This window comes from Paenibacillus sp. FSL R10-2736, assembly GCF_038000245.1.
GTDB lineage: Bacteria > Bacillota > Bacilli > Paenibacillales > Paenibacillaceae > Paenibacillus_AQ > Paenibacillus_AQ phytohabitans.
The window spans coordinates 363,350-388,534 of the sequence record NZ_JBBOBN010000002.1 but is presented as its reverse complement, the minus strand read 5'-3'; the positions used below and the strand labels follow the sequence as shown (position 1 = coordinate 388,534).

At 49.3% G+C, this 25,185-nt stretch carries 26 protein-coding genes; 21 read left to right on the top strand and 5 right to left on the bottom strand.

Translation table 11 applies throughout. From position 1 onward, the window contains the following. Positions 1–54 precede the first annotated feature (54 nt). Positions 55–1,764, bottom strand: a complete 1,710-nt coding sequence (locus NSQ73_RS29785) for an ABC1 kinase family protein (protein WP_340989836.1) — start codon at positions 1,762–1,764, stop codon at positions 55–57. After that, positions 1,761–2,111, bottom strand: a complete 351-nt coding sequence (locus NSQ73_RS29780) for an AbrB/MazE/SpoVT family DNA-binding domain-containing protein (RefSeq protein WP_076243708.1) — start codon at positions 2,109–2,111, stop codon at positions 1,761–1,763. The genes NSQ73_RS29785 and NSQ73_RS29780 overlap by 4 nt, the downstream gene beginning before the upstream one ends. Before the next feature lie 292 nt (positions 2,112–2,403). On the opposite strand from NSQ73_RS29780, the gene NSQ73_RS29775 reads away from it, so the two are divergent. Beyond that, complete coding sequence (locus NSQ73_RS29775) at positions 2,404–3,573, top strand: discoidin domain-containing protein (RefSeq protein ID WP_340989835.1); 1,170 nt, start codon at positions 2,404–2,406, stop codon at positions 3,571–3,573. A 146-nt stretch (positions 3,574–3,719) separates the two neighbouring features. Beyond that, complete coding sequence (locus NSQ73_RS29770; RefSeq protein ID WP_340989834.1) at positions 3,720–6,623, top strand: S-layer homology domain-containing protein; 2,904 nt, start codon at positions 3,720–3,722, stop codon at positions 6,621–6,623. 71 nt (positions 6,624–6,694) lie between these two features. On the opposite strand, the gene NSQ73_RS29765 is transcribed toward NSQ73_RS29770, so the two are convergent. Both NSQ73_RS29765 and NSQ73_RS29760 read right to left on the bottom strand, forming a co-directional pair. Further along, complete coding sequence (locus NSQ73_RS29765) at positions 6,695–7,471, bottom strand: isocitrate lyase/PEP mutase family protein (protein WP_340989833.1); 777 nt, start codon at positions 7,469–7,471, stop codon at positions 6,695–6,697. Then, a complete protein-coding gene (locus tag NSQ73_RS29760; RefSeq protein WP_340989831.1) occupies positions 7,455–8,525 on the bottom strand; it encodes a bifunctional transcriptional activator/DNA repair enzyme AdaA in 1,071 nt (356 codons plus the stop codon). Before NSQ73_RS29760 ends, NSQ73_RS29765 begins: the two co-directional genes overlap by 17 nt. Positions 8,526–8,735: 210 nt before the next feature. Here NSQ73_RS29760 and NSQ73_RS29755 point away from each other — a divergent pair, with 210 nt between their 5' ends. The 7 genes from NSQ73_RS29755 to NSQ73_RS29725 all read left to right on the top strand — a co-directional run bounded on the left by NSQ73_RS29755 (position 8,736) and on the right by NSQ73_RS29725 (position 14,636). After that, entirely contained in the window at positions 8,736–9,020 is a 285-nt protein-coding gene (locus NSQ73_RS29755; RefSeq protein WP_340989829.1) for a hypothetical protein, read from the top strand. 67 nt (positions 9,021–9,087) lie between these two features. After that, positions 9,088–9,552 (top strand): hypothetical protein, encoded by a 465-nt coding sequence (locus NSQ73_RS29750; protein ID WP_340989827.1) that lies wholly within the window; start codon positions 9,088–9,090, stop codon positions 9,550–9,552. A gap of 187 nt (positions 9,553–9,739) precedes the next feature. Beyond that, the gene (mqo, locus tag NSQ73_RS29745; RefSeq protein ID WP_340989825.1) at positions 9,740–11,263 is read left to right on the top strand and encodes a malate dehydrogenase (quinone); all 1,524 of its coding nucleotides are present in this window, start codon (positions 9,740–9,742) and stop codon (positions 11,261–11,263) included. 146 nt (positions 11,264–11,409) lie between these two features. Continuing rightward, positions 11,410–12,666 carry an acyltransferase family protein gene (locus tag NSQ73_RS29740; protein ID WP_340989824.1) on the top strand — a complete coding sequence of 419 codons (1,257 nt, stop codon included), beginning with the start codon at positions 11,410–11,412 and terminating at the stop codon, positions 12,664–12,666. A 104-nt stretch (positions 12,667–12,770) separates the two neighbouring features. Further along, positions 12,771–13,625, top strand: coding sequence for an ABC transporter ATP-binding protein (locus NSQ73_RS29735; protein ID WP_340989822.1), 855 nt, complete (start codon positions 12,771–12,773; stop codon positions 13,623–13,625). After that, a complete protein-coding gene (locus NSQ73_RS29730; protein ID WP_042140540.1) occupies positions 13,618–14,274 on the top strand; it encodes an ABC-2 transporter permease in 657 nt (218 codons plus the stop codon). The genes NSQ73_RS29735 and NSQ73_RS29730 overlap by 8 nt, the downstream gene beginning before the upstream one ends. After that, positions 14,271–14,636 carry a GntR family transcriptional regulator gene (locus NSQ73_RS29725; RefSeq protein WP_042140539.1) on the top strand — a complete coding sequence of 122 codons (366 nt, stop codon included), beginning with the start codon at positions 14,271–14,273 and terminating at the stop codon, positions 14,634–14,636. Before NSQ73_RS29730 ends, NSQ73_RS29725 begins: the two co-directional genes overlap by 4 nt. 124 nt (positions 14,637–14,760) lie before the next feature. Here the strand turns inward: NSQ73_RS29725 and NSQ73_RS29720 are convergent, their stop codons facing one another. Then, the gene (locus NSQ73_RS29720; protein WP_340989821.1) at positions 14,761–15,390 is read right to left on the bottom strand and encodes a pentapeptide repeat-containing protein; all 630 of its coding nucleotides are present in this window, start codon (positions 15,388–15,390) and stop codon (positions 14,761–14,763) included. A gap of 152 nt (positions 15,391–15,542) precedes the next feature. Here NSQ73_RS29720 and NSQ73_RS29715 point away from each other — a divergent pair, with 152 nt between their 5' ends. From NSQ73_RS29715 to NSQ73_RS29660, 12 genes are all read left to right on the top strand, one after another. Then, positions 15,543–15,986 carry an SMI1/KNR4 family protein gene (locus NSQ73_RS29715; protein WP_042140537.1) on the top strand — a complete coding sequence of 148 codons (444 nt, stop codon included), beginning with the start codon at positions 15,543–15,545 and terminating at the stop codon, positions 15,984–15,986. Next, entirely contained in the window at positions 15,976–17,184 is a 1,209-nt protein-coding gene (locus NSQ73_RS29710) for a hypothetical protein (protein WP_340989819.1), read from the top strand. Before NSQ73_RS29715 ends, NSQ73_RS29710 begins: the two co-directional genes overlap by 11 nt. A gap of 31 nt (positions 17,185–17,215) precedes the next feature. Then, the gene (locus NSQ73_RS29705) at positions 17,216–17,788 is read left to right on the top strand and encodes a hypothetical protein (RefSeq protein ID WP_340989817.1); all 573 of its coding nucleotides are present in this window, start codon (positions 17,216–17,218) and stop codon (positions 17,786–17,788) included. A 68-nt stretch (positions 17,789–17,856) separates the two neighbouring features. Then, positions 17,857–18,867 (top strand): hypothetical protein, encoded by a 1,011-nt coding sequence (locus tag NSQ73_RS29700; RefSeq protein ID WP_340989816.1) that lies wholly within the window; start codon positions 17,857–17,859, stop codon positions 18,865–18,867. Between the two features lie 14 nt (positions 18,868–18,881). Continuing rightward, entirely contained in the window at positions 18,882–19,628 is a 747-nt protein-coding gene (locus NSQ73_RS29695) for a hypothetical protein (RefSeq protein WP_340989814.1), read from the top strand. Between the two features lie 42 nt (positions 19,629–19,670). Next, positions 19,671–20,231, top strand: a complete 561-nt coding sequence (locus NSQ73_RS29690; protein WP_340989811.1) for a DUF4303 domain-containing protein — start codon at positions 19,671–19,673, stop codon at positions 20,229–20,231. A 49-nt stretch (positions 20,232–20,280) separates the two neighbouring features. Beyond that, positions 20,281–21,258, top strand: coding sequence for a sigma-70 family RNA polymerase sigma factor (locus NSQ73_RS29685; RefSeq protein ID WP_340989810.1), 978 nt, complete (start codon positions 20,281–20,283; stop codon positions 21,256–21,258). 76 nt (positions 21,259–21,334) lie between these two features. Continuing rightward, positions 21,335–21,757, top strand: coding sequence for a VOC family protein (locus NSQ73_RS29680; protein ID WP_340989809.1), 423 nt, complete (start codon positions 21,335–21,337; stop codon positions 21,755–21,757). A gap of 177 nt (positions 21,758–21,934) precedes the next feature. Continuing rightward, the gene (locus tag NSQ73_RS29675) at positions 21,935–22,333 is read left to right on the top strand and encodes a collagen-like protein (protein ID WP_340989807.1); all 399 of its coding nucleotides are present in this window, start codon (positions 21,935–21,937) and stop codon (positions 22,331–22,333) included. 103 nt (positions 22,334–22,436) lie between these two features. After that, positions 22,437–23,372: a LytTR family transcriptional regulator DNA-binding domain-containing protein gene (locus NSQ73_RS29670; protein ID WP_340989806.1), complete on the top strand. Its 936-nt coding sequence runs from the start codon at positions 22,437–22,439 to the stop codon at positions 23,370–23,372. Positions 23,373–23,476: 104 nt separating this feature from the next. After that, positions 23,477–24,322 carry an ABC transporter ATP-binding protein gene (locus tag NSQ73_RS29665; RefSeq protein ID WP_340990710.1) on the top strand — a complete coding sequence of 282 codons (846 nt, stop codon included), beginning with the start codon at positions 23,477–23,479 and terminating at the stop codon, positions 24,320–24,322. Beyond that, the gene (locus tag NSQ73_RS29660; RefSeq protein ID WP_340989805.1) at positions 24,319–25,029 is read left to right on the top strand and encodes an ABC transporter permease; all 711 of its coding nucleotides are present in this window, start codon (positions 24,319–24,321) and stop codon (positions 25,027–25,029) included. The genes NSQ73_RS29665 and NSQ73_RS29660 overlap by 4 nt, the downstream gene beginning before the upstream one ends. Positions 25,030–25,185 lie beyond the last annotated feature (156 nt).

Sequence of the window (25,185 nt, the reverse complement as noted above, 5' to 3'; positions counted from 1 at the left end):
ACTCGTTTTCATGCGCCAGATATTCTTCGCTCAAGAAAAATAACCCCCGTTTTGCTAGTGCTTAGACTTCGGCGTTTCCAATCTGCTACGCTCACGCATGGCGTTCATCTGCCTGGCGTGTCTTTCGGCACGGCGGCGTCCTCTTGTTTTGAGTTGGCTAAGCATAATGAGTAGCCCCAAAACCCCCAACCCATAAGAAACAAGATGACTCACTTCATTCCACAGGTTTGCAGCAGTCAGAAGGGATACCGCCCCGATGATTGTTGCAATAATCCGCTGTGTATTTTTATTTTGCGTATCGATCAATTTTTGCTCGAAGGAGCTCGACAGCTTTACCCGTAAATTTCCGCTATCCATTTTATCTACCGCAGATATGAACTTCTTGGTCGTAGGAAGGATTCCTTTGAGAATGCTCTTGCCTTCATCTACAACGTTAGAGAAGACATTTCCCCGCAGATCCCTGCGCACAACCTCTTCGACATAAGGCTTAACGGTCCCAATCAAATCAAGTCCGGGGTCCAGTCCGGTACAAAGTCCATACACCGTGCCTATGGCTTTTCCCAAAAATGTTGTGTTTGCCGGTAACTGAAAAGGCTGAGAATAGAGGAAATCACGTAACTCTTCAGCATTGTCGCCTGATGTCACGAAGCTAAGGTCAAACGTATCCCCGTTGATTTGTTCAAATAGTAACGTAAGGTTCCTTGCGAATACCTCTAAATCTACATTCCGTCTTAAAAATCTCAAACGGGTGAGGGCGTCGATTGCGCCGTGAGCATCTTTTAAATACACCGCCATCAGAAGTGCTACCATTTGCGTCTTCATATCCTCGGCAATTCGTCCGACCATTCCATAATCAATTAAGGCTATGGTGCCGTCAGGCTGGACGAGAACATTGCCCGGGTGCGGGTCTGCGTGAAAGAAGCCTTCTAATAGAATCTGCTCTACGAAAATTTCTATCAGCGATGTCGCTAATTGGGTCCGGTCCAAACCCCAGGCATCCAGCTGGGCAAAATCATTGATTTTTACACCCTCCAAAAACTCCATGGTTAGAACTTTCGAAGTGGTATAGGACCAATGAATGCCTGGAACCACGATATCATCCCGATGGATAAACTGCAGCTGGAATTCTTCTGCATTTCGCCCCTCTTGCTCATAATCGAGCTCGTCCATAACGGTGTCGTGAAACTCATCATACACCGCATCCAGGTCCATGAAGTCTGCAATCTTCGTCTGGCGTTTCAATAACGAAATAGCAACCTGTATGGATCTCCAATCAATGGCGATAATGTCCTCGACCCCGGGACGCATCACTTTCACTGCGACTTCTTCACCTGTTCGTAAGGTCGCCCGATGTACCTGTCCTAAGGAAGCCGCTGCGATAGGAATTGTATTAAACTCAGCAAAAATCTCACTAATAGATACTCCGAGTTCGGTCTCTACCTTGTGCTTAATCTCGGAATAATCTACGAATTCTACGGAATCCTGCAGCTTGGACAATTCATCAATAACTTCCTTCGGCAAAATATCCACCTGCGCACTAACATGCTGCCCAAGCTTGATGATTAAGCCACCCATGTCCATGGCGGTCTTCGTAAAATACGCTGCCTGTTTTCGATATAAGGCTTTTGTTTTCGCCTCTAAGCGCCGTCCCGGAATAAAATACTTTTGCTTGCCCAGCCACCAGAAATCCCAGGCGAACTTAAAAATCATCCGCATGGTTCTTCTGAACCGGAGATCCTTCATCAATTTAAAGAATTCGCTCATTCTTTTTCATCTACCTCAGGTTTTTTTTCAGCGGCTGCCGGCTCCTGATCATCATCTTCATCTTCTGGGATCGTAGTGCTTTTATCAAAAATCGCTTGGGCCATGCTTTCAAACTTTTTCGAAGCGCTCATGAAGAAATCGGCAAATTTGTTGAACATTTCGGCTTTGACCAGAATGACAGCGCCCTTGCGCTTATTTCCGAAAACGATGAATTTCTCACCTGGCTTGATATCAAGCTCTTCCCTTGCTTCTCTAGGAATAACAACTTGTCCCCGCTCGCCCATTGAGGTTGTTCCCAGCACTTTGCCATGCCCGAATCCGTGACTATTTTCTTTTTTTTGCTGCATCCTAATCTCTCCTTAGATGATGAATCTGCACCAGTATGATGTTTCATACTAATCATATCATCAATGAGTGGTGTTTGCTAAAGTCTACAATCCGCTATTTGTCTGAAATTTGTCTAAAAATACTGTTCTAGCTCGGCGATAAACAAGCATTCTTCCGCGTTACTGTGAATACCCTTATGAATGGTGCAAAAATCCGTAATCATTAAGGTAGGAGAAAGGGGCTCGAATGATGGATGGCTCAGGAATTAGTGAGAGAAAGAAAAGGATTACGGCGAAGATAAGAGGTTACTTGATGGTGATAGCTATCATCGTTTCGTTAATGACGTTAGGGGCGCCTGCAATTGCCGGAGGCGACCAAGGGGGCAACCCCACCCAGCTGGTCGTGACTTATGAGACGAACGGAGGCTCCACGATTGCCCCGCAACTTGTGTCGGCGTCCTTAGGTAAAGTGGTGTTTCAGTATACTCCGGTGAAGGAGTGCTACAGCTTCGCAGGCTGGTACTACGACAGTGCGCTGACGCAAGCCTATAGTGGATCAGATCTAATCACCAGAAATCTAACGCTGTATGCAAAATGGGCGGCTACGGGAGAAAATATGCTGTGCAGTGCGGCTACATTGACTCCGAATTTGGCATTGAACAGACCCGCGACGGTTGACAGTACGTGCAACGCCTCGCAGACTGCGGCCAAAGCCGTGGAAGGCAGCGTCATCAATGATAGCAAATGGTGCTCCAAGTCCGGCAACCGCTGGCTGCAGATCGATCTTGGCTCCGTGAAGCAAGTGAACCAATTCGTCATCAAGCATGCAGCAGAAGGCGGGGAGACCCCTTCCTATAACACGAAAGCTTACAATATTCAGGTCAGCACCGATGGTACGAACTGGAGTACAGTAGTCAAAGTGACCAATAATATGAAAAGCGTGACAGTAGATAATATCGCTTCAGTATCAGCAAGATATATCAAGTTAAACGTTACAACGCCTACGCAAACCACGAACCCTGCGGCAAGAATCTATGAGTTTGAGGTATACGGGCCTCCAAATATGGCATTAAATAAACCCGCGACGGTTGACAGTACGTGCAATGCCTCGCAAACTGCGGACAAAGCTGTGGAAGGCAGCGTCATCAATGACAGCAAATGGTGCTCCAAGTCCGGCAACCGCTGGCTGCAGATCGATCTCGGCTCCGTGAAGCAAGTCAATCAATTTGTCATCAAGCATGCATCGGAAGGCGGAGAGACCGCCTCCTATAATACGAAGGCCTACAATATTCAGGTCAGCACCGATGGTACGAACTGGAGCACGGTGGTCAACGTAACCAATAATACGCTAGGTATCACGGTAGACAATATAACCGTAGTATCGGCCCGGTATATTAAGCTGAACGTAACGGCGCCTACACAAACCACGAACCCTGCGGCCAGAATCTTTGAGGTTGAGGTATACGGACCGGGTTCTATTTGACTGTAGGAGGCGGAAAAATATTGTCAATTGCCCTGGACCTATTGTAGAATCAAGAAGTTGTCGAATTATGGTTTAAAATACCATCATTGGGACTCGGTAGAGCGACGACGCTTCTGATTTTTTAGAGAGAGAAGGGGGAAGAAACAATGTTATTCCAAGCAACACGCCGTAAACTCAGTCTGGTGATTGTGTTTGCCCTGTTACTAAGCACCCTTACGCCACATATGGTGTTTGGGCAGGCCGCTCAGTTCAAAGACATTGCAGGCTCTTATGCGCAAAAGGAAATTCAATCATTAACTGAAGCAGGAATCATCTCCGGGTATGAAGATAACTCTTTTAAACCAACAAAGGCGATGTCGCGCGCCGAACTGGCGAAGATCATAGTCCTATCTTTGGGTCTAGAAGTAAACGGCAATCAAGCCGCACCGTTTAAAGATGTTGCCGCGAACAGCTGGTATCGCGGTTATGTAGGGGCATTGGTAAAGGCGGGCATTACGGAGGGGACATCGGCGACCACCTTCAGTCCGAATTCTAATGTTACCCGTGAAGAGCTGGTCGTATTTTTCATCCGGGCTTTCGAATTGGATGAAACGGCGAAGAAGCTTCCGGTGGATAACAAGCTGTCAGATATCGCAGAAGTATCCGAATGGGCAAAAGCACAAGTATCCCTTGCCTTCAAAAATGGATTCATCAATGGTGTCCAAGGCAGTGACGGCACGCTGAAATTCAAACCGAAAGAGCGTGCGGAGCGCCAGGCTCTGGCTCGTCTGGCTTATGAGTTCACAACCAATAAGTCAGTATATGTCGACAAATCCAAACAGCTTCTTGCTGAAGAGACGAATAAGGGTAAGAATCCTGAGGTTACCCCTACTGTCACCCCGGTACCAACTGACCGTGGAACCTCTGTGTCAGCACCGGCGGGAGCTCCAGGACCCGGAACGCCAGCGTCAGCAACACCAGCACCGGGAACGCCTGAACCGGCAACACCAGCCCCGGTGAAACCGACACCAACGCCGACACCTACACCTCCTATACCGGCAACCCCGGCACCGGTATCAGCACCAGCTCTTCAGGTTGTGGTGAAGGGAGAGAATACAGATGCTATTTATGTGGAAGAGCAAACCGAAGTTATATTCCGCTCATCGATTAATGCAGCAGAAACGGTAAGTGCTAGTGTTTATCAAGTAGATGACAGCGGCAAAGTGATTTCACAAATCATCTCGCTGTACGATGACGGTTTGGAAGTCCATGGAGACAGTCTTGCGGCAGACGGGCTCTACAGTGGCAAAGCTGTATTGACTGAAAGTACAGAAGGTTACATAAATCTGCAGGCGTTTGCAGGAGATGTGCCAAGCAGCGCGGTCTTCAAATTATCTGTAATGAAGCATCTTACGGATGAACAGCTTGCACAAACAGAAATCATTGAAAATAATACACAGAGTAAGGTTGATCAACTCGCTGCTTCATATGGTGATTTGCAAAAAGCAAAAGAAGAAACGGTGGCTTGGCTTCAAACGCAAGACGAAGTAGAACATGCCGGGCTTTCGGGTGACGGAGGAAGCATCTGGTATTTGCTGGACAATGGGATTCTAGGGGGAATATCTGCAGCGCCCGAGAATACCAAAGGGCTAAGCAGCACCTTAGAAAAGGCTGCGTCCAGTACAGCATTGGCGGCTGAGGCGCTGACGCAAAACGTGGAACAAACCGTGAGTACCATTGGAAGCCAGCGGGTTGCAGTAGTTTCTCCGTTTTTCGGCACACTTCCGTCCTCGACCGTGTATGACGCTGTATATCATAGCTTCGACCAGTCCAGTTACCCTTTCCTGGTGGAAAGAGTAAAGGACACCGCAGCGGGTGTTAACTTCTTTAAAGGGCTGAATCAATATGGCGTTGTGGTCTTGGATACCCATGGAGATACTTACTATGATGAAATAGTGCTCCAAAAGCTCCATAATAAATACGGCATTGATTTCAAATATGCAGGACCGCAGGTCATGTTCCTGACAGGGGAAAAGGCAACGACAGAGAACAAAAAGACATATGAGCTGGACTTGAAAAAGGGAAGACTGGCTATTATATCCGGTTATTATGCTATTACGCCTTCTTTTATTACACGGTACAACGATATGCTTCCTGATACCATTGTATATAATGGCAGCTGCCGCAGTGCTTACAACGATTCAATGGCAGACGCCTTTATCAACAATGGTGCTGCAACTTATTATGGATATACCGATTATGTAAAGCTTGCTTATGATCAAGCTATTGCTCAATCTGTATTCACCGCTTTAATCGATGAGAACATGACCACCGCAAAAGCCTTTGAGGCAGCAGTGGATGCCCATGGAGCAAACGATGGACTGGCAGCATTCGCCATGAAAGGCAGCAGCATTGGCGCTAAGACCGAAGGGGTCATCAACGGAACCTTTGAGAACGGAAGCTGGACCGGCTGGAATGGAAACGGCGATGTCCGGGTAATCTCCAAGCTGGGGCCGCTTAAGCCGACAGAGGGGAACTACATGGCTATTATCAGCACAGGCCTTGGGTTTGAAAACAATGATCAAGGAGGATATGACTACAATTCGGATAGTTATATCGAGCAAAGTTTCATTGTTCCGGCGGGAGCAACAACCCTATCGTTCGATTACAACTTCATTTCTGAGGAGCCTAAGGAGTACGTTGGAAGCAAATACAATGACACTTTCAGAGCAACGGTAACTTCCAGTGTATACATCAACACGGCTTCCCTCATTACCTCTCACTTGAATGGCGGGAATACAGTAACCTCTAGTGTCTATGGCAGTGAGTCCGTTATTGTCGGCACTGAGTCCATTAATGAATCCACGGCCTATTGGATTGATGAGAACCAAGTAGCCATTGATTTCTACGGTGGGGATCATACAGCATACATGACGAATTGGAAGCATGTACAATTTGATGTAAGCCAATTTGCCGGCAAGGGCTCCATCGTCCTTCGGTTCCACGTTTGGGATCAAGGTGACAGTGTCTACGATACGGCAGTGCTAATCGATAATGTAATATTAAAATAATCAAAAAACGGCTGGCTCAGGGAAACCTGACCAGCCGTTTTTTTTTGGAATCTCCTAGGTTAGGATGATGACTATTCCTGTAAATCCAGGGCTCTCACAGTAGCTTGTTTTAAGGCATCCATCAAAATCAAATAGGGACGCGGACCGTAGCTGATGCGGGCAACGCCTAACGATGCCAGTTTCTGGAGAGGGGGTGAATCCGGGGAGATCATAACGTTAACAGGTAGTGAAGACTCCTGGCATAATTTCTCGATCAGCATTTCATTACACAAGCCCGGCACGAAGATTCCGTGAGCGCCGGCTTCGGCATAGGCGTGTGCCCTTTGAAGGGTAGCTTCCAGGTGAGTCTCATCATGCTCGTGGGCGGCGGTCTGTAAGAAGATATCGGTACGAGCATTAATAAAAAGAGGAATCGATGCCTCCTCAGCGGCTTCCCGCACAGCTGCGATACGCAAGACTTGCTCCTCTATGGAGTGTAGTCCCGGTTCATGGATCTTCTGATCTTCAAGATTGACGCCTACGGCTCCGCACCCGATGATTCTCAGCACATTGTTCTTGATAATCTCCGGAGAAGGTCCATAACCGCCTTCTATATCAATGGTAATGGGCAGATCTACACTATTGCTAATCCGCTGAAGATTGGATAGAACGAGCTCGAAAGGAAGCTTCTCCCCATCATCGTATCCATGCGCTGCAGCTACAGACCAACTGCCGGTAGCAATAACCTGGCCCCCCGCTCCTTGAATAATTTGTGCGCTTCCGGCATCCCAGGCATTGACGAGGACTAGCGGGCTGCCGCTTCTGTGCAATTCGTGAAGCTTCCGTGCCTGTTCAAGTTGACTTTTCATTGTATTGACCTCCGATTTTCTCATGATTTAGCAGCCATTCTTTGCGTGCGACTCCGCCGCCATACCCGCCGAGTTCACCGCTGGTGTTAATTACGCGATGACAGGGAATGACGATGGCTATTTGATTGGCTCCATTCGCTTGTGCTACCGCACGATAGGCGGCTGGCTTGCCAAGCGCCAGTGCGATATCTGCGTAAGAACGGGTTTCGCCCGGTGGAATTTTCTTTAGCTGTTCCCACACGCTCTTCTGAAAAGGCGATCCCACCAGATGAAGAGGCGTCTTAAATTCGGTTAACGTTCCCTCAAAAAATTGACTCAGCTCTCTCTCCATAGACTGAATGGGGGGTGTCTGTCCGGGTATAATCGCCGCCATTAATCTTGTCCTTAACCGTTCAACCTCGCGTTCCAGACCCCGGCGGTCTACGAACTCCAGGAGATACAGCCCACTGTCGTCCGCTACTGCCATCATGGGGCCGAGCGGCGTGTCCAGCCACGATGCTCTAAGAATAAGGCTATCCTCTAACCGCGTAGGCGCTGCACCCATAATGCGGGAGAAGGCGTCCCGGAATCCGCTGCTGGAATCATAGCCGGAGGCTAATTGTGTATCGATAATCTTCCCTCCCGACCGGATGCTCTTCAAAGCGAGTCCCATTCGACGGGACCTGGCGTACTCAACGAAGGTCATGCCAAAGCGCTTTTTAAATTGACGGCGGGCAGTGGATTCATCAATGGATAGCTCTTTGAAGTCTTGTCCCTTCCAGCGCTTCTCCGGACTCTGCTCAACGGCCTCGACAAGCAGCCGGACGATATCAGAGACATGATTGGGATGCGACAAGGGACGGCAGCGCTGACAGGGGCGGAAGGAAGCCAGCAGTGCCTGCTGCGCGGTCTCGTAGAACTCACAGTTATCGTACTTTGGTTTCCTGGCGGGACAAGTCGGACGGCAAAATACGCCGGTGGAGGTGACGCCGACATAGAAGACACCTTCGTAGTCAGATTTTTTCTCGAGCAGAGCTTGATAATATTCGGCTTTACGTTCCTCATTATGGATCATGATCACACCTACATATTTAAGGATGAGATTAGTATACCCCTTGCTAACGGTAGCCGTAGCCGAAAATCAGGCACTTATTTTGTATTCGAATGAGGACACTGGCTTGTGCGTTTTGCTGCAGCGTTAGTGTCTCTCTTATTTTATGATTAATGGTAATGATTTGAAATTGGTATTTATGAAAGTCATAACCATGAAAGGTTGATCCTACTTATGAATGACAACAACATCACCCGCTTAGCCCAAACGACAATAAGGCTTGCACGCCCTTTGCTACTTGGCCTAATCATTGCCATGGTGGCCAGCAGCCTTGCAGCCTGCAGCAGCAACTCCTCTGTAAGTGAGACAGCGAGCATGTCTGCGCAGCCAACCCAGGAAACGCCTGTGGTGACGCAAGCCTCCGGCAGCATCTATCTGTACGGTGAAGCACATGGAATGCCAAGATTATGGACAAGGAGTATGAATTGTGGTCTGAACATTATCATAACGAGGGCATGAGACACTTGTTTGTCGAGCAGTCCTATATTTTATCCGTGAATATGAAAAGCTGGGCAGTGAGAGCGTCATGGGCATTTACGGCTCAGCACATACCAATCTTGATGGAATGGACTATAGTACCCAATCCATCCCTTGTATGGCCAATCAGCTACAGAAGCACTATGGCGGCAACCTTCATTCCGAGGACCTCAGCTGGATTGCTAAAGATATTGAACCTACCAGAGTAGAATCCATCACCTTACAGGGCAAGAAGTATACGGCATCGTATTTTGGAAAGGAGGACTTGAGCGGGTTCAAGGATTACGCCTATCGGGAGTTTTGGCGGTTGGAGGATGCGTATGGAGATGTCAAAGACCTGCCACTGGAGGAAAATGTCCTTCCTTACGATCAATACCCGATGCTGATTGAGAAAGGCCAGGTCTTTGTAATCAGCTACACCAGAACAGACGGTTCAGTGGAGACTGAATACCATCTGTCTAACGGCAAGATTTGGGAAGGCATGCATTCAACACAACAATTCATTGCAGACTGAGCGGTTTTCATAGCTTTTCCATAAACATTGTTTTCATAAAATATTAGATAAATCTTAAAATTTATATTCAATAGTGATACACTAAGATCAGAATTGATCCCAAGCAGGTGTGTGGCCAAGTTATGCGTGCCAGAGCAGGAGTGCCTGCATCCTTCCTGCAAATCGTAGGGTAGAAGGACGGTAGAATATGAGCAACCAACAGACCAAAACAGACGTGATTTTAATTGGTGCCGGAATCATGAGTGCAACACTGGGTTCACTGCTTAAGGAATTAGTGCCTGATTGGAGAATCACTGTGTTTGAGCGGCGTGCAGGTGCCGGGGAGGAGAGCTCCAATGAATGGAACAATGCGGGAACGGGGCATTCTTCATTGTGCGAGCTTAACTACACCACGGAGCAGCCGGATGGATCTATCGACATTAGCAAGGCTATCAAGGTGAATGAGGAGTTTCAGTTCTCGAAGCAATTCTGGTCTTATCTGGTGAACAGCAGACGCATACAAGATCCGCAGGAATTTATCGTACCCGTACCACATATGAGCTTTGTCGAAGGACAGACAGACGTAACCTTTTTACAAAAAAGATTTGAAGCGCTTTCAGGACACCCGCTGTTTCAAGGCATGGAATTCTCCGCTGATCCGGCGCAGCTGATGAAATGGATTCCGCTTATGATGAAGAACCGGACACTCGGCCAGCCGGTGGCGGCAACCCGGATGGAGTCGGGAACGGATGTTAACTTCGGCGCGCTGACACGCATCCTGTTCGGCCACTTGCAGAGCAACAACGTCGATATCCGGTTCAACCATCAGGTTGAGGATCTTAAGCGCACGAAGGACGGCTCTTGGGAGCTTAAGGTGCGGAATGCCGGCAACGGCGCTGCTGAGCGGCATACGGCGAAATTCGTCTTCATCGGGGGCGGGGGAGGAAGCCTGCATCTGCTGCAGAAATCCGGTATCCCGGAAGGCAGAGGGATTGGCGGATTCCCGGTAAGCGGACTGTTTATGGTGTGCCGGAAGCCGGAGGTTGTGGCGCAGCATCATGCCAAGGTATATGGTAAAGCAGCGGTTGGTGCGCCCCCAATGTCTGTTCCGCATCTGGATACAAGGGTGATCGACAAGCAAGAATCGTTGTTCTTCGGACCGTTTGCCGGCTTCTCGCCCAAGTTTCTGAAGTACGGCTCGATGTTTGATCTGGTCACCTCCGTTAAGCCGGGCAATCTCGTCACAATGCTGGCGGCAGGCGCCAAGAATATGCAATTGACCAAATATTTGATCGGGCAAGTCATGCTGTCGAAAGAGCAGCGGATGGAAGCCTTGCGGGAATTTGTCCCGAACGCCAAAAGCGGGGATTGGGATCTGGTCGTGGCAGGCCAGCGTGTGCAGATTATTAAAGATACGGCTGCCGGCAAAGGTACGCTTCAATTCGGTACGGAAGTAATCAGCAGCGCCGATGGCTCGATAGCCGCTTTGCTGGGCGCTTCTCCTGGGGCCTCTACCGCCGTTTCTGTCATGCTGGAGGTCATCAGCAAATGCTTCCCGCAGCATATTGAGGCCTGGGAGCCGAAGATCAAACGAATGATCCCTTCCTACGGCCTGTCTCTGCAGGGCAACACAGAGCTCTTGAACAAAATCAATACTTTAGCAGCAGAGTCGCTAGGGCTGACGAATGGACCAGGGGAGCCTGTGCAGCAGATTAAGGTAAAGCATTCATAGGAGCAGGTGAGAACTTTCCCGGTGCGGAAGGTTCTTTTTTTGTGCGCGGAATTATTCCCTCGAAGCGTTGAAGGGTTTTTCTATTATTTATGGAAATATGTGAGTGCCTGGAATCAAGTTATTGAGGGAAAGAGGGAATGTAGCTGATGTCCAAGATTCAGTTAGGCCGTACCCGGTTAGCAGGAGCGGATGGCATTCGTGCGATCGCCTGCCTGTCCGTCATCCTGCATCATCTGTCACAAAAGCTGGCGATGCCCGCACAAAAGCCCTGGCTTCAAGAAGTGCAGTCGGTGCTCTTGCTTGGGAACAGCGGGGTCAGCTTATTTTTCCTGTTAAGCGGATTTTTGCTGTCGTTCCCCTTTTGGAGCGCTTACCTGGAAAATAAGCCGTATCCGTCCATCCGGACGTATGCCGTACGCCGCGCTGCAAGAATTATACCCGGCTTCTATGTATCATTCCTGGTTTGTCTGTTGCTCGTATGGAGGCTGGACATTCCTACGGAGTACCTGTGGCGGAGAGTCATAACGGGGTTCACATTTACGTCAGGCTTCCACTATACAACCTTTTTCCCGTCCGACTTGAATGGGCCGTTCTGGTCGATCAGCTTCGAGGTGTTTAGCTACTTGCTTATGCCTGTGTTTATGGCTGTATTGTTTGTGCTCGGCAAGCGGCGTTCGTTCGGAAAAGCGATCTTGTTCTGGGTAGCCGCGTTTGGGTTGGTGCTTGCCATAAACTCCCTCGTCCATCAGTGGTTTACGCCAAGCGGGCAGGGCCGGGGATGGGATTATGGCCAGATTGGCGGTGCGAAATACTGGATGCCGAATTACAATCCGGTTGGATTCTTCGGCCACTTCGCTATCGGCATCCTGGCTGCTGGTATAACGACCGCGTTCATGCAGCTTGGTGCTAAGGTGGAGCGGCTACGCAAGCTTGGGGTGTTCGATGCAGCCGGAGCCGCCGCTTTGGGTCTTGCCGGTCTGCTGATCTGGCGTATGCGCCACCAGGGCGAATTTGAATTCAGCCTCCAGCACCAGCCCTATTACTTCCCGGCTTATGCCATTTTGTTCGGAATCGTACTGCTGTCAGCACCGTTCAGCGTGATCGTAGGGCGTTTGCTGGATAACCGCTTTTTCCGGTTTACCGCGCAGATTTCGTTCGGCCTGTATATTTGGCATTACTTGTTCATCACGCTAATCGAGAAGTATGGCATAGCCGATTATCACTATTCCGGGATTAGGGATGTATGGCGCTGGCTCGGCATCAGTGTACCCGTCCTCGTCATCTCGTATGCGGCGGCGGCAGTCTCTTATTATGTCATAGAGCGGCCGTTCATCCATTGGTCGAAAGGCAAGCCGTTCTTCCGGCGCAAACGCAAGGATGCACCATCGGTTAGTGCCGCATAAGTCAGCGCTCATGCTGTACTGCTTGTGGTACCCGTTGACTTTTGCCAAGGACTCGTGATACATTGTGTATATACGGAATACACAATTTATTGAGGAGGTAGGGTATGCTGGCATTAGATATTCGCAATTTAAATAAAAAATATCCGCACTTTCAGATCAAGGATGTATCTTTTCAATTGGAGAAGGGCTACATTATGGGGTTCATCGGGGCCAATGGCGCCGGTAAAACGACCACGATCAAATCGATCTTGAACATGGTTCATGTCGATAGCGGCGAGATATACATTCTTGGCAAGAACATCGCTGATCACGAGATTGAATTGAAGCAGGAGATCGGATGCGCATTCGGTGATATCGATTTCTATACACGCAGCAAGATCAAGACGCTGACCGATATTACCAAGAAGTTCTATAAGAATTGGAATGATGAAACGTACTACAATTATCTCAAGCGGTTCAAGCTGGATGAGAACAAAAAAATAGCGGAGCTGTCCCGGGGAATGAAGGTAAAGTACAGCTTGGCCCTTGCTTTATCGCATGGCGCAAAGCTGCTCATCCTGGATGAGCCGACCAGCGGACTCGATCCGGTCTCCAGAGACGATCTGCTCGATATCTTTCAGGAGCTCATCATCGGCGGCGAGATCAGCATTCTTTTCTCTACTCATATAACCTCTGACTTAGAACGATGTGCGGATTATATAACCTTCATTGAACAAGGACAAATTATTGCCAGCTCCGAGAAAAATGAATTAAAGGAGTCTTACCGTTTGCTTAGCGGCAGCGAAGCCCAATTAAGCGAAGTGAAGGAGCAGTTGATTTCCTACAAAATCAACTCGTTCGGCTTTACCGGATTGATTCATACCAAAGACATTGATCCATCCTCCAGCCTGAGGGCAACCACGCCGAGTCTTGATGAAATCATGATCTACTTTGCGAAAAAGGAGAATGTATATGTATAATTTGGTGATGAAGGATTTGAAATTAGGCGTAAACCCGTGGTTCTTCGTATTACCCTTAATTATGGGGGGATTGATGCTTATTCCCGGTTGGGTCTACTTTATCGTCCCGCTGTATTTCTGCTTCATAACGATACCGAACATGTTTGGCGGATTCAAAAGCCAGAATGATCTGATGTTCAGCACGATGATGCCCGTGACCAAAACAGACATCGTGAGTTCCCGGATAATCGTTGTCGTCATTCTTGAACTCATGCATCTTCTCGCTGCCATGGTCTTCAGTATATTTACGTTTCGCTTGTACCCTCATCTGACTTATATTTTCTATCCGCCGCATATGGGTTTTTGGGGTTTGTGTTTCATCATGCTGGCAATCTTCAACATCCTATTTATATCCATGTATTACAAGACAGCGTATAAGTATGGCGCGGCAACGACCGCATCCACCACGGCTGCTATACTATTTGCCGGATTGGCCCAATGGGCCGGAATCCAAAGTCCCTGGGTAAATGACATTTTCTATGGCTCAGGGACGGATAACACGGCGCTGCAGCTTTCCATTCTGATCGCAGGTATTATCATTTTCATTGCATTCACGCTGATTGCCTATAAGATAGCGGTAAAGAGATTTCTGAAAGTGGAGATATTATGAATGTAACAATTTCGAACACATCGGAGAAACCGATTTATCAGCAGCTGTACGAACAGATTAGCGCACAAATTCTGAAGGGAGAGCTGGAAAGCGGCTATTGTCTGCCGCCCATCCGGCAGGCAGCCCTGGAGCTGCATGTTAGTGTGATCACCGTTAAGAAAGCCTGGGAAGAGCTTGAGCGAAGCAGTCTGATCAATACGGTAACAGGTAAAGGATGTTTTGTAGCCGAATTCTCGCAGGAGGAGATGCTGCGGATACGCAACGAAATGATCCTGAAGCAAATGGAGAGCGACACCTCCTACTACAAGTCCTTTGGCCTCACCCTGGATGAAGTGATGGGGCTGCTGAAGAAGATTTATTGACAGCTAAAGCCGGTATAAGCAAACGCACAAGCCATTCGCTTGTGCGTTTTGCTGTAGGCGGGCTTGGCTGTAGCGCTTAATCTATGATTAAGGGTAGCAGGCTGCTCATTGCTTCAAGCAGACATCATTCATGGATTTTGACATTTTCCAGTATCGTATTTCCCCAAACAGGGAGCAGGCCTGCCTCTCCCGTAAAGCGGCTTCCGGCTACCGAGCCGTCCTGAAAGAAAGCTCCATCAAAGCTGCATTCCTCGAACCGGCAATACAACAATAAGGCACCGCGAAAATTAGCGTTGGCAAAACGGCAGCGTGTAAAGGATACATCGTTCGCTATCACTTTACTTAAGTTGCAGCCTGTAAAATCGCAATTGTTAAACTCCTTGCTGATCCTGGCATTATTCAGCTTGGCTCCCCGGAAAGAACAGTGGCTGAAGGTATGAGTCACATATCTGCTATCCAGTTTAACCCCGTCAAAGCAACAATTTGTAAAGGTTGAGGTGTTCAAGCTTGCAGAATCATCGAAACGTGCATAAGACAGATCGGCATCCTGTACTGTAAGGTATTGTATGGTCTCAGTCAGGGTAACTCCCCGGTAATCCTCAAGCCCAGCCTCATTTTGTCCATAGGGGGAGGATGGAAAAGAGCGGTCTTTTTGATGCAGATTAGGTTTGCCTGTAACAGCGGAGAGCAACCGGTTCACTTCATTAAGCTGGTCATCGTTCCATCTTGCAATGAGTGATTTCTTGTTCAACATAGATCCTCCTCTGATGCATAGCTCTTATGACGATTATATGTAATAATGCCGCCTTTGCCAAAAAAAGGTGAAAAGAGCTCCATACAGTTTATATAATTAGTATGACTGTAGCCAGAGGCGCAGGATTACCTGTGGCTGGAAGGAGATTATCTATGAAGGATGCGTTAATGAAGCGATTGGAAGTTTTTCTCCACCGGGAGGATAACAGATCATTACTAGGTATTCCGGCGAGCCCAGAGGAAATCGTTAAAGCACAGCAGCAGCTGAATGTAAGCTTTCATGAGGACTACATAGACTTTATCAAAATGTTTGGGGGAGCATATGCAGGTCTTGCAATACATGCATTTTCGAATGGCTCTAGCCTCGGGAACGAAACAGTTGTTGATTTGACGCTGGGGTTCCGGGAGCAATTTAAGAACCATCCTTTTGCAGAGCTTCTAGCAACCTGTTATGTTATTTCCATGGATGGCTCCGGCGATCCGATACTCATTGACCCGGCAGGACAGGTTACTATCTGTTATCACGATAGCGGGGAGAGCAAGCTATTAGCAGACTCTTTCGAGGAATTGATCGAGGATAATTTCTATGAATGGTGATAACCAAGCTCGTCCTCCTGCCGGTTCGGTTAGAGAAGGTGGCAGTTATCCCATCGACCTGACAGGCCCGCGCAGTCACACTCTCGCTATTCAGCCTGGTGTGGGCAGTCTTTCCATCGGACCTGCGGAATTGGGGAAGAAGGCCGAACTTCATGTTGAGCCTGACGCGCAGATCGATTGGACCGTATTCGATGCCTTCGCCACGCCGGCCGGCTCGCCCTGGCCGCGATTTCTACACTATACAGGAGATAATACGGGCTTCTTTGACTGGGCGCAGGAACGTCCCGTTGAAGAGCTGACATGGACACCCATCCTGTCTGCAGACATGGCAGCAGACGCCAGCAAATCCTCTATTCACGGCTTGCATATCGTGCTGAAACCGTCCGGGGGGCACCTGACCCTGCGGCTTCCGGAGCGTGATTTCCGCCTGAGTGTGTCCGGTAATCTATCACACTTGTCGGCTACGGGCGTTGTGCCATCTTCTCTGACACTGGCGCCACGCACTAGCAGGCGCAAGAATGATGCTCCATTCTTGCTGCCCGGCCTGGGTGAATTGCACCAAGTGACAAGCCTGACGCTACAGAATGCGCCGCTGGGACAGCCCATCTCGCTGGAGTGTCTGGACCGGTTCCCCAATCTTGACTCACTGAGTTTGTGGGGGGACTTCTGCGGCCTGGACCTGTTGGCCCGTCATGTCCGGTTAAGAAATCTGGAGCTGCGTTTCATGCCGGATTTGGGGGATTTGCCGCCCTTGAGTGCCTGGCCGCAGCTTAGCAGGTTTATCGCCTACAATGTGGAAGAGATTACGGGTAAGCGCCTCAAGCAGCAAATGAAAGCACGCGCTAACACCCGCCCGTGGACCGAGCATGCTTCGGTGAGCCAATTGCGAAAGCCGGAGTGGTGGACGGCCGAGTATGGCCGCCCGTTCTCATCCTGGCCTAAACGTCTGGCCAAGCTGGCTAACGAAGCTTACAGCACTGCCCAGACAGCGTTGGCGAAGGCCCGCAGCTTCCACGATGCAGAGGCTGCCATTACTGCTTTTACCGTACGCTTCAATACCCTCAAGGGCATCGAAACCACAGAACGCGAAGACCTTAGCGAAGCGGTATGGCAACTCAGCCAGTCTGAACATCTAATTGGCCAGCCTGTAACAGAGGAGATGGCCCAGCGCTGGTTCGATGCAGCGCGCGATTACTGAAGAATGAGGAAATGAAGGAGGGGTTCACCCCGTGGGGAGATCATTTGCAAATTTGCATATCAAGTCGAACAATCTTGAGAAGACTGTCGAGGCTTTAAGGGAGCTAAGCGAAGGGCATGCTTCAGTGTTAGGCAAGTCAAAGGACGGGGCTCCAGAGAGCAAAGTTGTCATGTACGTAAGCAAAAGCAATGAGAACTGGATCAGCGTGCTCCATGACTATTTTGTATGGGGTACGGTCAAGGAGATCGGCAGAACGCTGTCCCTGCTTACCCAAGAGCCAGTGATGACTGCCGGATATATAAATGAGGAGATATTCGAGTTGTCGTTGTTCGAGAATGGAGACATTCAGGCTGAAAGAATCTTTTGTGAGCAGTGGACGAGGGATGAATATGAACAACTCCAGGAAGAGCGCATCGATGATGACTACTTGCAGCGGGCGCTGGATATCCGCCATGAGGATTTTGAAGGCTTTATTGGGATTACAAGCCCGGAACAAGCTGTAGATAAGCTGTCAGAGCTTGTAGGCATGTCTTTGTGGTGCGATTGGGAGTGGGTCCCGTACGAAGAAACGCTCGGAGAACGCTTTAAGAAATATGAATTTTGATGGAGTGACGGTGAATCAGAAATGGACAAATGAAGGCATAGCGGATTATATAAATAGGAGGATCATGTGTGCGGAAAATATGGAAAAAACGGATTCTGATCAATAATCCGGCTACGCTGGACCGGATACAGATGGAGCAGGATTTGCGCAGTGGCAACCAGGTCATTGTACAGTTCTCACACCCCGAGTTCTATGGCACTATATTGGAAGAAGTGGATGAGCTTTGTGCGCGCTGGGATGAGAATTTCGGAGTTCGCTTCTATGCCCACTATTCACTGTCTTTTGATTGTCATACGCTCTTGCGGGTCCCTAATGTCAAAATGCTGCACCTCGATAGCCTCACTCAGGCCCATCACACCGATGCCTTGGACCACTTGGAACACCTGCGCAGTCTAAGTATAGGCATATACGAGCTGGAGAACCCGGAAATTCTGGGGCTTGATACGTTGCGCACTCTGAATAAATTAACCATTATGTCAGATAAAAAAACGCTCAACCTCCAGCATTTCAAAGAGTACTCCGATCTGGAGGAGCTTCATGTAGGGGGCAAGGTTAAAAACCTTGAGGCTATAGGTGATCTGGAGGACTTGAATTATCTCGCGCTGCATTCAGTCAGCAAGCAGCCCTTGCATTTCGTTAACCGGCTGAGGAAGCTGGAGCATCTGCGCATTCTGCTTGGAGGCCGGGAGAATATTCAGGAAATCGAAGAGAATACCATCGGGAACCTGGAGATCACCCGGGTCCGGGGATTTCATGATCTGACTAATATTGCAGCCTTTCAAGGGCTGGAGAGACTTGTGATTGAGGATCAAATTCAGCTGCAGACAATCAGCTTTGACCGGCAAATGAATGAACTGGAGGAGCTGTCGATCAGGAATTGTAAAGGCTTAACCCGTCTGACGGGAATGGACCAGCTGCCTTCGCTGCACACCCTTCGCATTCTCGGAACAGCGATCGATTATGATTCCTTTATCCATCAGAAACTTCCGGGTTCATTATCCTCTGTAGAGTTTGCAACGTTCAAAAGTAAAGCAGACCGGGAAATACAGCAATCCTTAGCGGCACTGGGTTATCAATAAAGGGGGAAGTATTTATGTACATCGTATCCCGGCCTAAACCGCTGTCTGAGGGCCAGAACCAGGTGCTTGCGAAGGAAGCTGCTACTGTGTATCCACCAGCCTACCTTCGGTTCTTGCAGCGATTCGGTGAAGGGACTTATAGAGGGTGGATGAATGTCCAGTTTCCGGATGCGGAGGTGCTTAAGCCTTTTGCGGAGTACGGGTTATGGGAGCATGACGATGACAGTCCTATTACTGAAGAGCAGATTGGCGAGTGTATTGTTATAGGCACAACGGTGGATGGTGATTTTCTGGCCGTGCATCCCCGGATGGATGGTCTGCTCTGGCTGCCCCGGCATGCGGAGCGCGTAGAGGCGATTTCCCTGCAGGCACGGGGGCCGGAAGATGAAGCGATGTACGTCTTGGTGCTGGACGAAATATATCGTCAGGTGTATGGGAGGAGCCAGGAGGAGCCCGTCTATTATGAACCGTGGACGGGTACCCGGAGCCATCACTTTCTGCGTTTACCGCAAGGGCAGGGACTGCTTACGCTGCCCGGACTGGCCGAATTATGCCAAAAGGAATTTCCGCCGGATTTGTCCATTGAGAATGCCTATGCCTGCTTCCTGTTCTACCGGCAGCTGGGCGGCTATGTACGATTAAATTATGCCTATCAGCAAGAGGTGGCCGTCTTCTATGAACAGGATGCAGAGCAAACGTTTGCCGTTATGGAGCAGTGGCTCTTGTCGAATGGGTGCGAAGCGGTTTCAGATAATAACTGATCATCTGGGTGCTGCCCGGCTAACGGAAAGGAGAGTCATGTCATGAAGCCGATGCAAGAAATGGAGTCGCTGGCGTTAGCGATTACCGATGCTGCCAGAACGTCTTTTCGGACTCTTTTTGAAAATGGTGAACGTTACTATTACTGTACGCTATATACTACCGGCGAGGGACATGCGCCAAGCCTCTCCGCCTGGTCATGGGAGGCTTTGGAGCGGGAAGCAGCCAGACAAGGAGAAGAAAGCGGCGCGCCGGAAGCAACGATTGCGGAGCTCATCAAATGGTCCTACGCCGATTCACCCTATTGTAGCTACGGGGATGAGAACTTTGGCGGCGTCAAACAATTGTTTATGGAGCGCCCTTCCATCTGGGAGCTTGAAGAGGACGAAGGTAACCGCGAGTTTGATATGAGGCTGAAGGCGATGGAGCTGGCTATGAAAATGCTCGATGATCAAGGTGTGTTTATCTTGAATCAACCGCGGGAGTCCATATGCATCCTTGTCGAGGTCATGCCGCCGGATAAGATCAATACTGAAATCGCCCTGCGCTTGAACCATGCGGATTCTCCGGCTATACAAGCCTGGCTGGCGGAAGCCGCCGAGTAGCACCATCCGCTTCCGGCAACTCTAGCCGATCCCAAAGGAGGAACATGATATGAGCCAAAAGCATGGAATAGACATGCTTGAGGAGCTGCGCTCCGAACTAACCGGATATTGTTACCGGATGATGGGGTCCATCTTTGAAGCGGAGGATGCAGTGCAGGATACCTTGCTCCGCGCCTGGCAGAGCTGGGACCAGATCCGGCAGGATTCTTCGCGTAAGTCCTGGGTGTACCGGATTGCCACTAATGTTTGCTTGGACAGGCTGAGGAATGCCAAGCGGCGGGCACTTCCGATGGATCTCTCTGAACCCGCGGCTATTATTAGGGAGCCCAGTGACAGCTTGCCCCGGAATTCCTGGATATGGCCGGCCCCCGATAACGCTACCGACCCGGCCAACATCGTGGTCAGCAGGGAAACCGTCCGGTTATCCTTTATTGCGATCCTGCAAATACTGCCGCCCCGGCAACGCGCTGTACTGATTCTGCTTGATGTCTTCCGGTGGTCGGCTAACGAGGCAGCACATGCGATGGGAATGACCACAGTAGCCGTCAACAGTGCAGTGCAACGGGCCCGGTCGGGTATCGCCCGGTCCAATCTCCGGTCCGAGGAGTTACAAGGGGGAGATGCCCAGGCAGATCAACAAGTGCTTGCAAGTTATATGGAAGCCTTCGAACAGTATGATATTGATGCATTGTTGGCCTTATTCCACGAGAACGGCAGCTTGTCGATGCCGCCATTTACGATGTGGGTTCGCGGCACCTCTAATTTGTCGTCATTCTACACTATTACACGCAGCCATTGTTTGGGCTCCAGATTGCTGCCGGTCCGGGCTAACGGGGATTGCCCCGCTTTTGCCCAGTATGTACCCGCCGGACCGGATGGAAGGCTGGTTCCGTGGAGCATTCATATTCCGGAGCTGAAACAGGGGAAGATCGCTCATATCCATCATTTCATTGATCCTGAGTTATTTGTGCGATTTGGATTACCGGCAGATTTGGACGCGAGGCAGAATTTTTCAATCGGCCGATGAGTTTGCGGCGGCCGGATCGTCTATACTAATGAATCACAAATGCGGGTTCAATCCAAACTCAAGGAGGAATAATCTTATGACGGTAAAACTTACCCCTTACATTACTTTGGAGGGCCGGGTAAAGGAAGCCATTCAGTTCTATGAACAAGCCATCGGCGCACAAGTCCTCTCTATGATGACTTATGGTGACATGCCGGACATACCCGGCACGTTCACAGACGATCTGAGGAGTCTTGTAGCACACGCCAAGCTCAAGGTTGGAGGTACGGAGCTTATGTTATCTGATACTCCAGGCGGTTCACCTGTCGAAACCGGGAAACGGGTTACTATCTGCGTTACAACGAATGATGTAGAAGAATCCAAGCGGATCTATGAAGCCTTGCGGCAGGAGGGTCAGGTCAATATGCCGTTTAAAGAAGAACCCTTCAGCCCGGGATTTGGTGATGTAACGGACAAATTCGGCGTGACCTTTCAAATATATACGGAGCTTGAAGATTAAATTACGGATAATGAGCTGCACCCGATGAGGGTGCGGCTCTTTTTTGATAGTTGTGGGATTATTCTGTGTGAAGTCTGAATTTACGTCAGGCGCATGTACACTGGGCATCCGCCCAAGCGCCTTCTCCGCGAATGCATATGATGATTATGCCTACTCACTTGAAAGGAGCGATCACATATGGGATTTTTTCCAACACCGGGAACCGGCGGCGGATTTCCGGGGATTCCAGGAGGACCAGGAGGACCAGGAGGACCTGGGTTTCCAGGTGGAGGTCCCGGCGGATTTCCGGGGACTCCGGGACCTCCGGGAGGCGGACCGGGAGGCGTTCAGGCGCCGACGTCCCCTCCGCCGCAATTCGTGCCGCAAATGCCGGTTACCACATTCGCCATCGACCCCGGAGGAATTAGACGCTGCCTGTTCCGCAACACATACATTTGGCTGAACAATGGCGAGCAATTCTGGTTCTTCCCGATATTCGTCGGACGCAGTTCAATTGCAGGGTTCCGATGGACCGGTTTCTTCTGGACGTACTTCGGCATTGATCTGAACCGGGTCAGCTCGTTCACCTGCTTCTAATAAGGCAGACAGCGGAAGAGAACAGCATAAGGGCTGTTCTCTTTGTTGCGGTACTTATATAATTGGCATATATATCTATAGCAGCATTGACCAGGAGGACGGTATGCAATTTCAACCCATGTATGAAGGCGGGGAATTATTCCTGCCGGAGATCGAATTCAATATGACACCGGGCCAGCCGGTTGGCATTATAACGGACTTGAAGCGGAAGCAGCTTGTAATGAATCAATTAGCGGAGCATGCCGGGTTTTATTTATTTCGGGTGCAGCAAGGCGAGTACATGCGTTTAACGGTAGAGGAGCTAATCACATTTTTAATTCATGTGTCGGAGAGGCAGGAGCATGCCGCTTCGCTCATGGAGTATTTTGCATTAAAAGAAGAACGGAAGGTAAAGATCAAGGATCTAAGCTCATCCAAAAGGATGTATGTGACCTTGCTGCGTGTCTTTTTTGCACATCAGCCTGCACTTGTCTTGGAGGAACCGTACTTTTATCTGGAAGAGCAGGACCGCCGTCAATTCAAACGGGTTCTGGATGACCTATCGGCAGACAAGCAGATTATAATCCTAACTTCGAATTTAGAGGATGCTCTGATTTCCTGTGATGTCATTTACCGGTTGAATGAGTCCGGATTCCATCCGCTCGATATCCGGGACTCCGAAGAGGACAAGGAGGATGTACATAAACAGGACGAGCCTAATATCACCTTGCAGAAGATCTCTACCAAACGCAATGACAAGGTGATTTTATTTAATCCGCCTGAAATTGATTTTATAGAAAGTGTAGAGGGTTCGATTCTTGTTCATGTGGGCGGGGAGAATTACGATTGTGCGCTGACGCTGACCGAGCTGGAGCAGAGGTTATTGAATTTCGGGTTCTTCAGGTGTCACCGCTCCTACATCGTTAATCTGCAAAAGGTAAGAGAGATTATTACCTGGACGAAGAATAGCTACAGCCTGCGGTTAAACACAAGCCAGGATGCCGTAGTTCCGTTATCCCGCTCGAAATTGCAGGAATTAAAGGCACTGCTGAACATTTAAATGGTACCATTCAGCCGGTTACAGCTACATTTCGGCGGGTTTTGATGGCAGGAAGCGTGCATTCTTTATATATTTATGCCATCAACACTAAGGATGTGGAGTTCATGGAGGTTATCCAGGTAGAACGTGTCCGCAAGAGCTTTGGACCAAAGGATGCGTTAGCAGATGTATCTTTTTCTATTCCTAAGGGAGAAATTTTTGGGTTTCTCGGTCCGAGTGGCGCAGGCAAAACAACATTAATCAAGATTCTCACGGCACAGCTAAATCCGACAAGCGGACAGGCAAGTGTATTTAACCAGCCTGCGGAGAAGATGCGGCAGTCTGCCCAGAAGATGCGCTTCGGCATTCTGACGGATAACAGCGGCCTCTATGAGCGGTTGTCGGTTGAGGAGAATCTGGAGCTGTACCGTAAGTTATATGATCTTCCCAAAGCTGCAGTCGATAAGGTGCTGCAGTTTGTGAACTTAAGCGGGGAGCGCAAAAAGAAAGTCAATCTTTTATCGAAAGGGATGCGTCAGCGTGTTACGCTGGCCTGCGCGATTATCCATGAGCCGGAATTATTATTCTTAGATGAGCCTACTTCGGCGTTGGACCCGGTGAACTCCGCACATATTTATAAAGGCTTGCGCTACCTGAATGAGAAAGGGACAACGATTTTTCTGACTACGCATGATATGGCGGAAGCAGAATTGATGTGCAACCGTGTAGCCATTCTGTATCAGGGACAAATTCAGGTCATCGGCTCACCAAAGGAGCTTAAACGGCAGCACCGGAAGAATGCAGTTAGTGTTGACTTAACCAACGGGGAAGCCTATGAGCTTCCAATCGGTGAGGAGACGGCGGATCAAATCGCGGATTGGATGAAGCGGGGGCTCATTGACCGGATCGAGACGAAAGAGCCCAGTCTCGGTGATATTTTTATTAAAATGACAGGAAGTGAGCTGCTATGAGTATCTCATTGAAACGGGCCCGGGCGATATTTGTGAAGGATTACAAAGAGTTCTCGCGCAATTACGCGATCTCGATTATTCTGGTATTTCCTATACTCTTCGCATTTCTTTTTCGAAGTGCAGGCTCAGCCTTACCTGGAGCGATCGGTTTTCTTCTGAATACATCGTTAGTGATCCTGACGAGTATGGCACAAGCCTGCTTGATCGCAGAGGAGAAGGAGCGTAACACTTTAAGGTCATTAATGCTGACTCCGGCCACGGCCATGGATGTTCTGATCGGTAAAAGCAGCCTGGTCTTTGTCATGTCCGCTGTTGTTCTGACTATTTCAACGTATATATTGGGCTATGAGCCGGCTAATATAGGAACGTTTACGGCAGCAATCATTCTGTCAATTATTCTATACACGGCAGCCGGTACAATCTGCGGTTTATTCTCCAAGACGGTGCTTGAAGCCTCATTATCTATACTCCCGGTGGCGTTCATATTCACCGGTGCACCCTGGGGAGCAGTACTGGCCAAGGATTACCCGGTCTTCAAGGTGCTGGATTACATGCCAAGCAGCCAGCTTGTGCATTTGCTGGGTCTAAGCGATACAGGATATACAACGGGAGATGTCTTGAAACCCCTTCTCATTATTTTGGCATGGACGGTTGTATTAACGGTTGTGTCGGTTGTTCTGTATGTGCGGCGGTTGAAGGACGAATAAGGGACTGGACGGAAGGGACTTTAGCCAGCCTCCGGTGGGTCTTTGGTAGGTCCGAAACAAGCGGCCGGCTGAGACTATACGACGATTATTGTCCAGTTGCGGTTCTGATGTTGTCATAACGGGGCACGCGGGGTAATAAAGATGATTAGAACTTAC

What these genes read in the sequence shown, in the direction of transcription:
- NSQ73_RS29785 (WP_340989836.1), bottom strand. Translation starts at nt 1,764, where the DNA reads ATGAGCGAATTCTTTAAATTGATGAAGGATCTCCGGTTCAGAAGAACC.
- NSQ73_RS29780 (WP_076243708.1), bottom strand. Translation starts at nt 2,111, where the DNA reads ATGCAGCAAAAAAAAGAAAATAGTCACGGATTCGGGCATGGCAAAGTG.
- NSQ73_RS29775 (WP_340989835.1), top strand. Translation starts at nt 2,404, where the DNA reads ATGGTGATAGCTATCATCGTTTCGTTAATGACGTTAGGGGCGCCTGCA.
- NSQ73_RS29770 (WP_340989834.1), top strand. Translation starts at nt 3,720, where the DNA reads ATGTTATTCCAAGCAACACGCCGTAAACTCAGTCTGGTGATTGTGTTT.
- NSQ73_RS29765 (WP_340989833.1), bottom strand. Translation starts at nt 7,471, where the DNA reads ATGAAAAGTCAACTTGAACAGGCACGGAAGCTTCACGAATTGCACAGA.
- NSQ73_RS29760 (WP_340989831.1), bottom strand. Translation starts at nt 8,525, where the DNA reads ATGATCCATAATGAGGAACGTAAAGCCGAATATTATCAAGCTCTGCTC.
- NSQ73_RS29755 (WP_340989829.1), top strand. Translation starts at nt 8,736, where the DNA reads ATGAATGACAACAACATCACCCGCTTAGCCCAAACGACAATAAGGCTT.
- NSQ73_RS29750 (WP_340989827.1), top strand. Translation starts at nt 9,088, where the DNA reads ATGGGCATTTACGGCTCAGCACATACCAATCTTGATGGAATGGACTAT.
- mqo (WP_340989825.1), top strand. Translation starts at nt 9,740, where the DNA reads ATGAGCAACCAACAGACCAAAACAGACGTGATTTTAATTGGTGCCGGA.
- NSQ73_RS29740 (WP_340989824.1), top strand. Translation starts at nt 11,410, where the DNA reads ATGTCCAAGATTCAGTTAGGCCGTACCCGGTTAGCAGGAGCGGATGGC.
- NSQ73_RS29735 (WP_340989822.1), top strand. Translation starts at nt 12,771, where the DNA reads ATGCTGGCATTAGATATTCGCAATTTAAATAAAAAATATCCGCACTTT.
- NSQ73_RS29730 (WP_042140540.1), top strand. Translation starts at nt 13,618, where the DNA reads ATGTATAATTTGGTGATGAAGGATTTGAAATTAGGCGTAAACCCGTGG.
- NSQ73_RS29725 (WP_042140539.1), top strand. Translation starts at nt 14,271, where the DNA reads ATGAATGTAACAATTTCGAACACATCGGAGAAACCGATTTATCAGCAG.
- NSQ73_RS29720 (WP_340989821.1), bottom strand. Translation starts at nt 15,390, where the DNA reads ATGTTGAACAAGAAATCACTCATTGCAAGATGGAACGATGACCAGCTT.
- NSQ73_RS29715 (WP_042140537.1), top strand. Translation starts at nt 15,543, where the DNA reads ATGAAGGATGCGTTAATGAAGCGATTGGAAGTTTTTCTCCACCGGGAG.
- NSQ73_RS29710 (WP_340989819.1), top strand. Translation starts at nt 15,976, where the DNA reads ATGAATGGTGATAACCAAGCTCGTCCTCCTGCCGGTTCGGTTAGAGAA.
- NSQ73_RS29695 (WP_340989814.1), top strand. Translation starts at nt 18,882, where the DNA reads ATGTACATCGTATCCCGGCCTAAACCGCTGTCTGAGGGCCAGAACCAG.
- NSQ73_RS29690 (WP_340989811.1), top strand. Translation starts at nt 19,671, where the DNA reads ATGAAGCCGATGCAAGAAATGGAGTCGCTGGCGTTAGCGATTACCGAT.
- NSQ73_RS29685 (WP_340989810.1), top strand. Translation starts at nt 20,281, where the DNA reads ATGAGCCAAAAGCATGGAATAGACATGCTTGAGGAGCTGCGCTCCGAA.
- NSQ73_RS29680 (WP_340989809.1), top strand. Translation starts at nt 21,335, where the DNA reads ATGACGGTAAAACTTACCCCTTACATTACTTTGGAGGGCCGGGTAAAG.
- NSQ73_RS29675 (WP_340989807.1), top strand. Translation starts at nt 21,935, where the DNA reads ATGGGATTTTTTCCAACACCGGGAACCGGCGGCGGATTTCCGGGGATT.
- NSQ73_RS29670 (WP_340989806.1), top strand. Translation starts at nt 22,437, where the DNA reads ATGCAATTTCAACCCATGTATGAAGGCGGGGAATTATTCCTGCCGGAG.
- NSQ73_RS29665 (WP_340990710.1), top strand. Translation starts at nt 23,477, where the DNA reads ATGGAGGTTATCCAGGTAGAACGTGTCCGCAAGAGCTTTGGACCAAAG.
- NSQ73_RS29660 (WP_340989805.1), top strand. Translation starts at nt 24,319, where the DNA reads ATGAGTATCTCATTGAAACGGGCCCGGGCGATATTTGTGAAGGATTAC.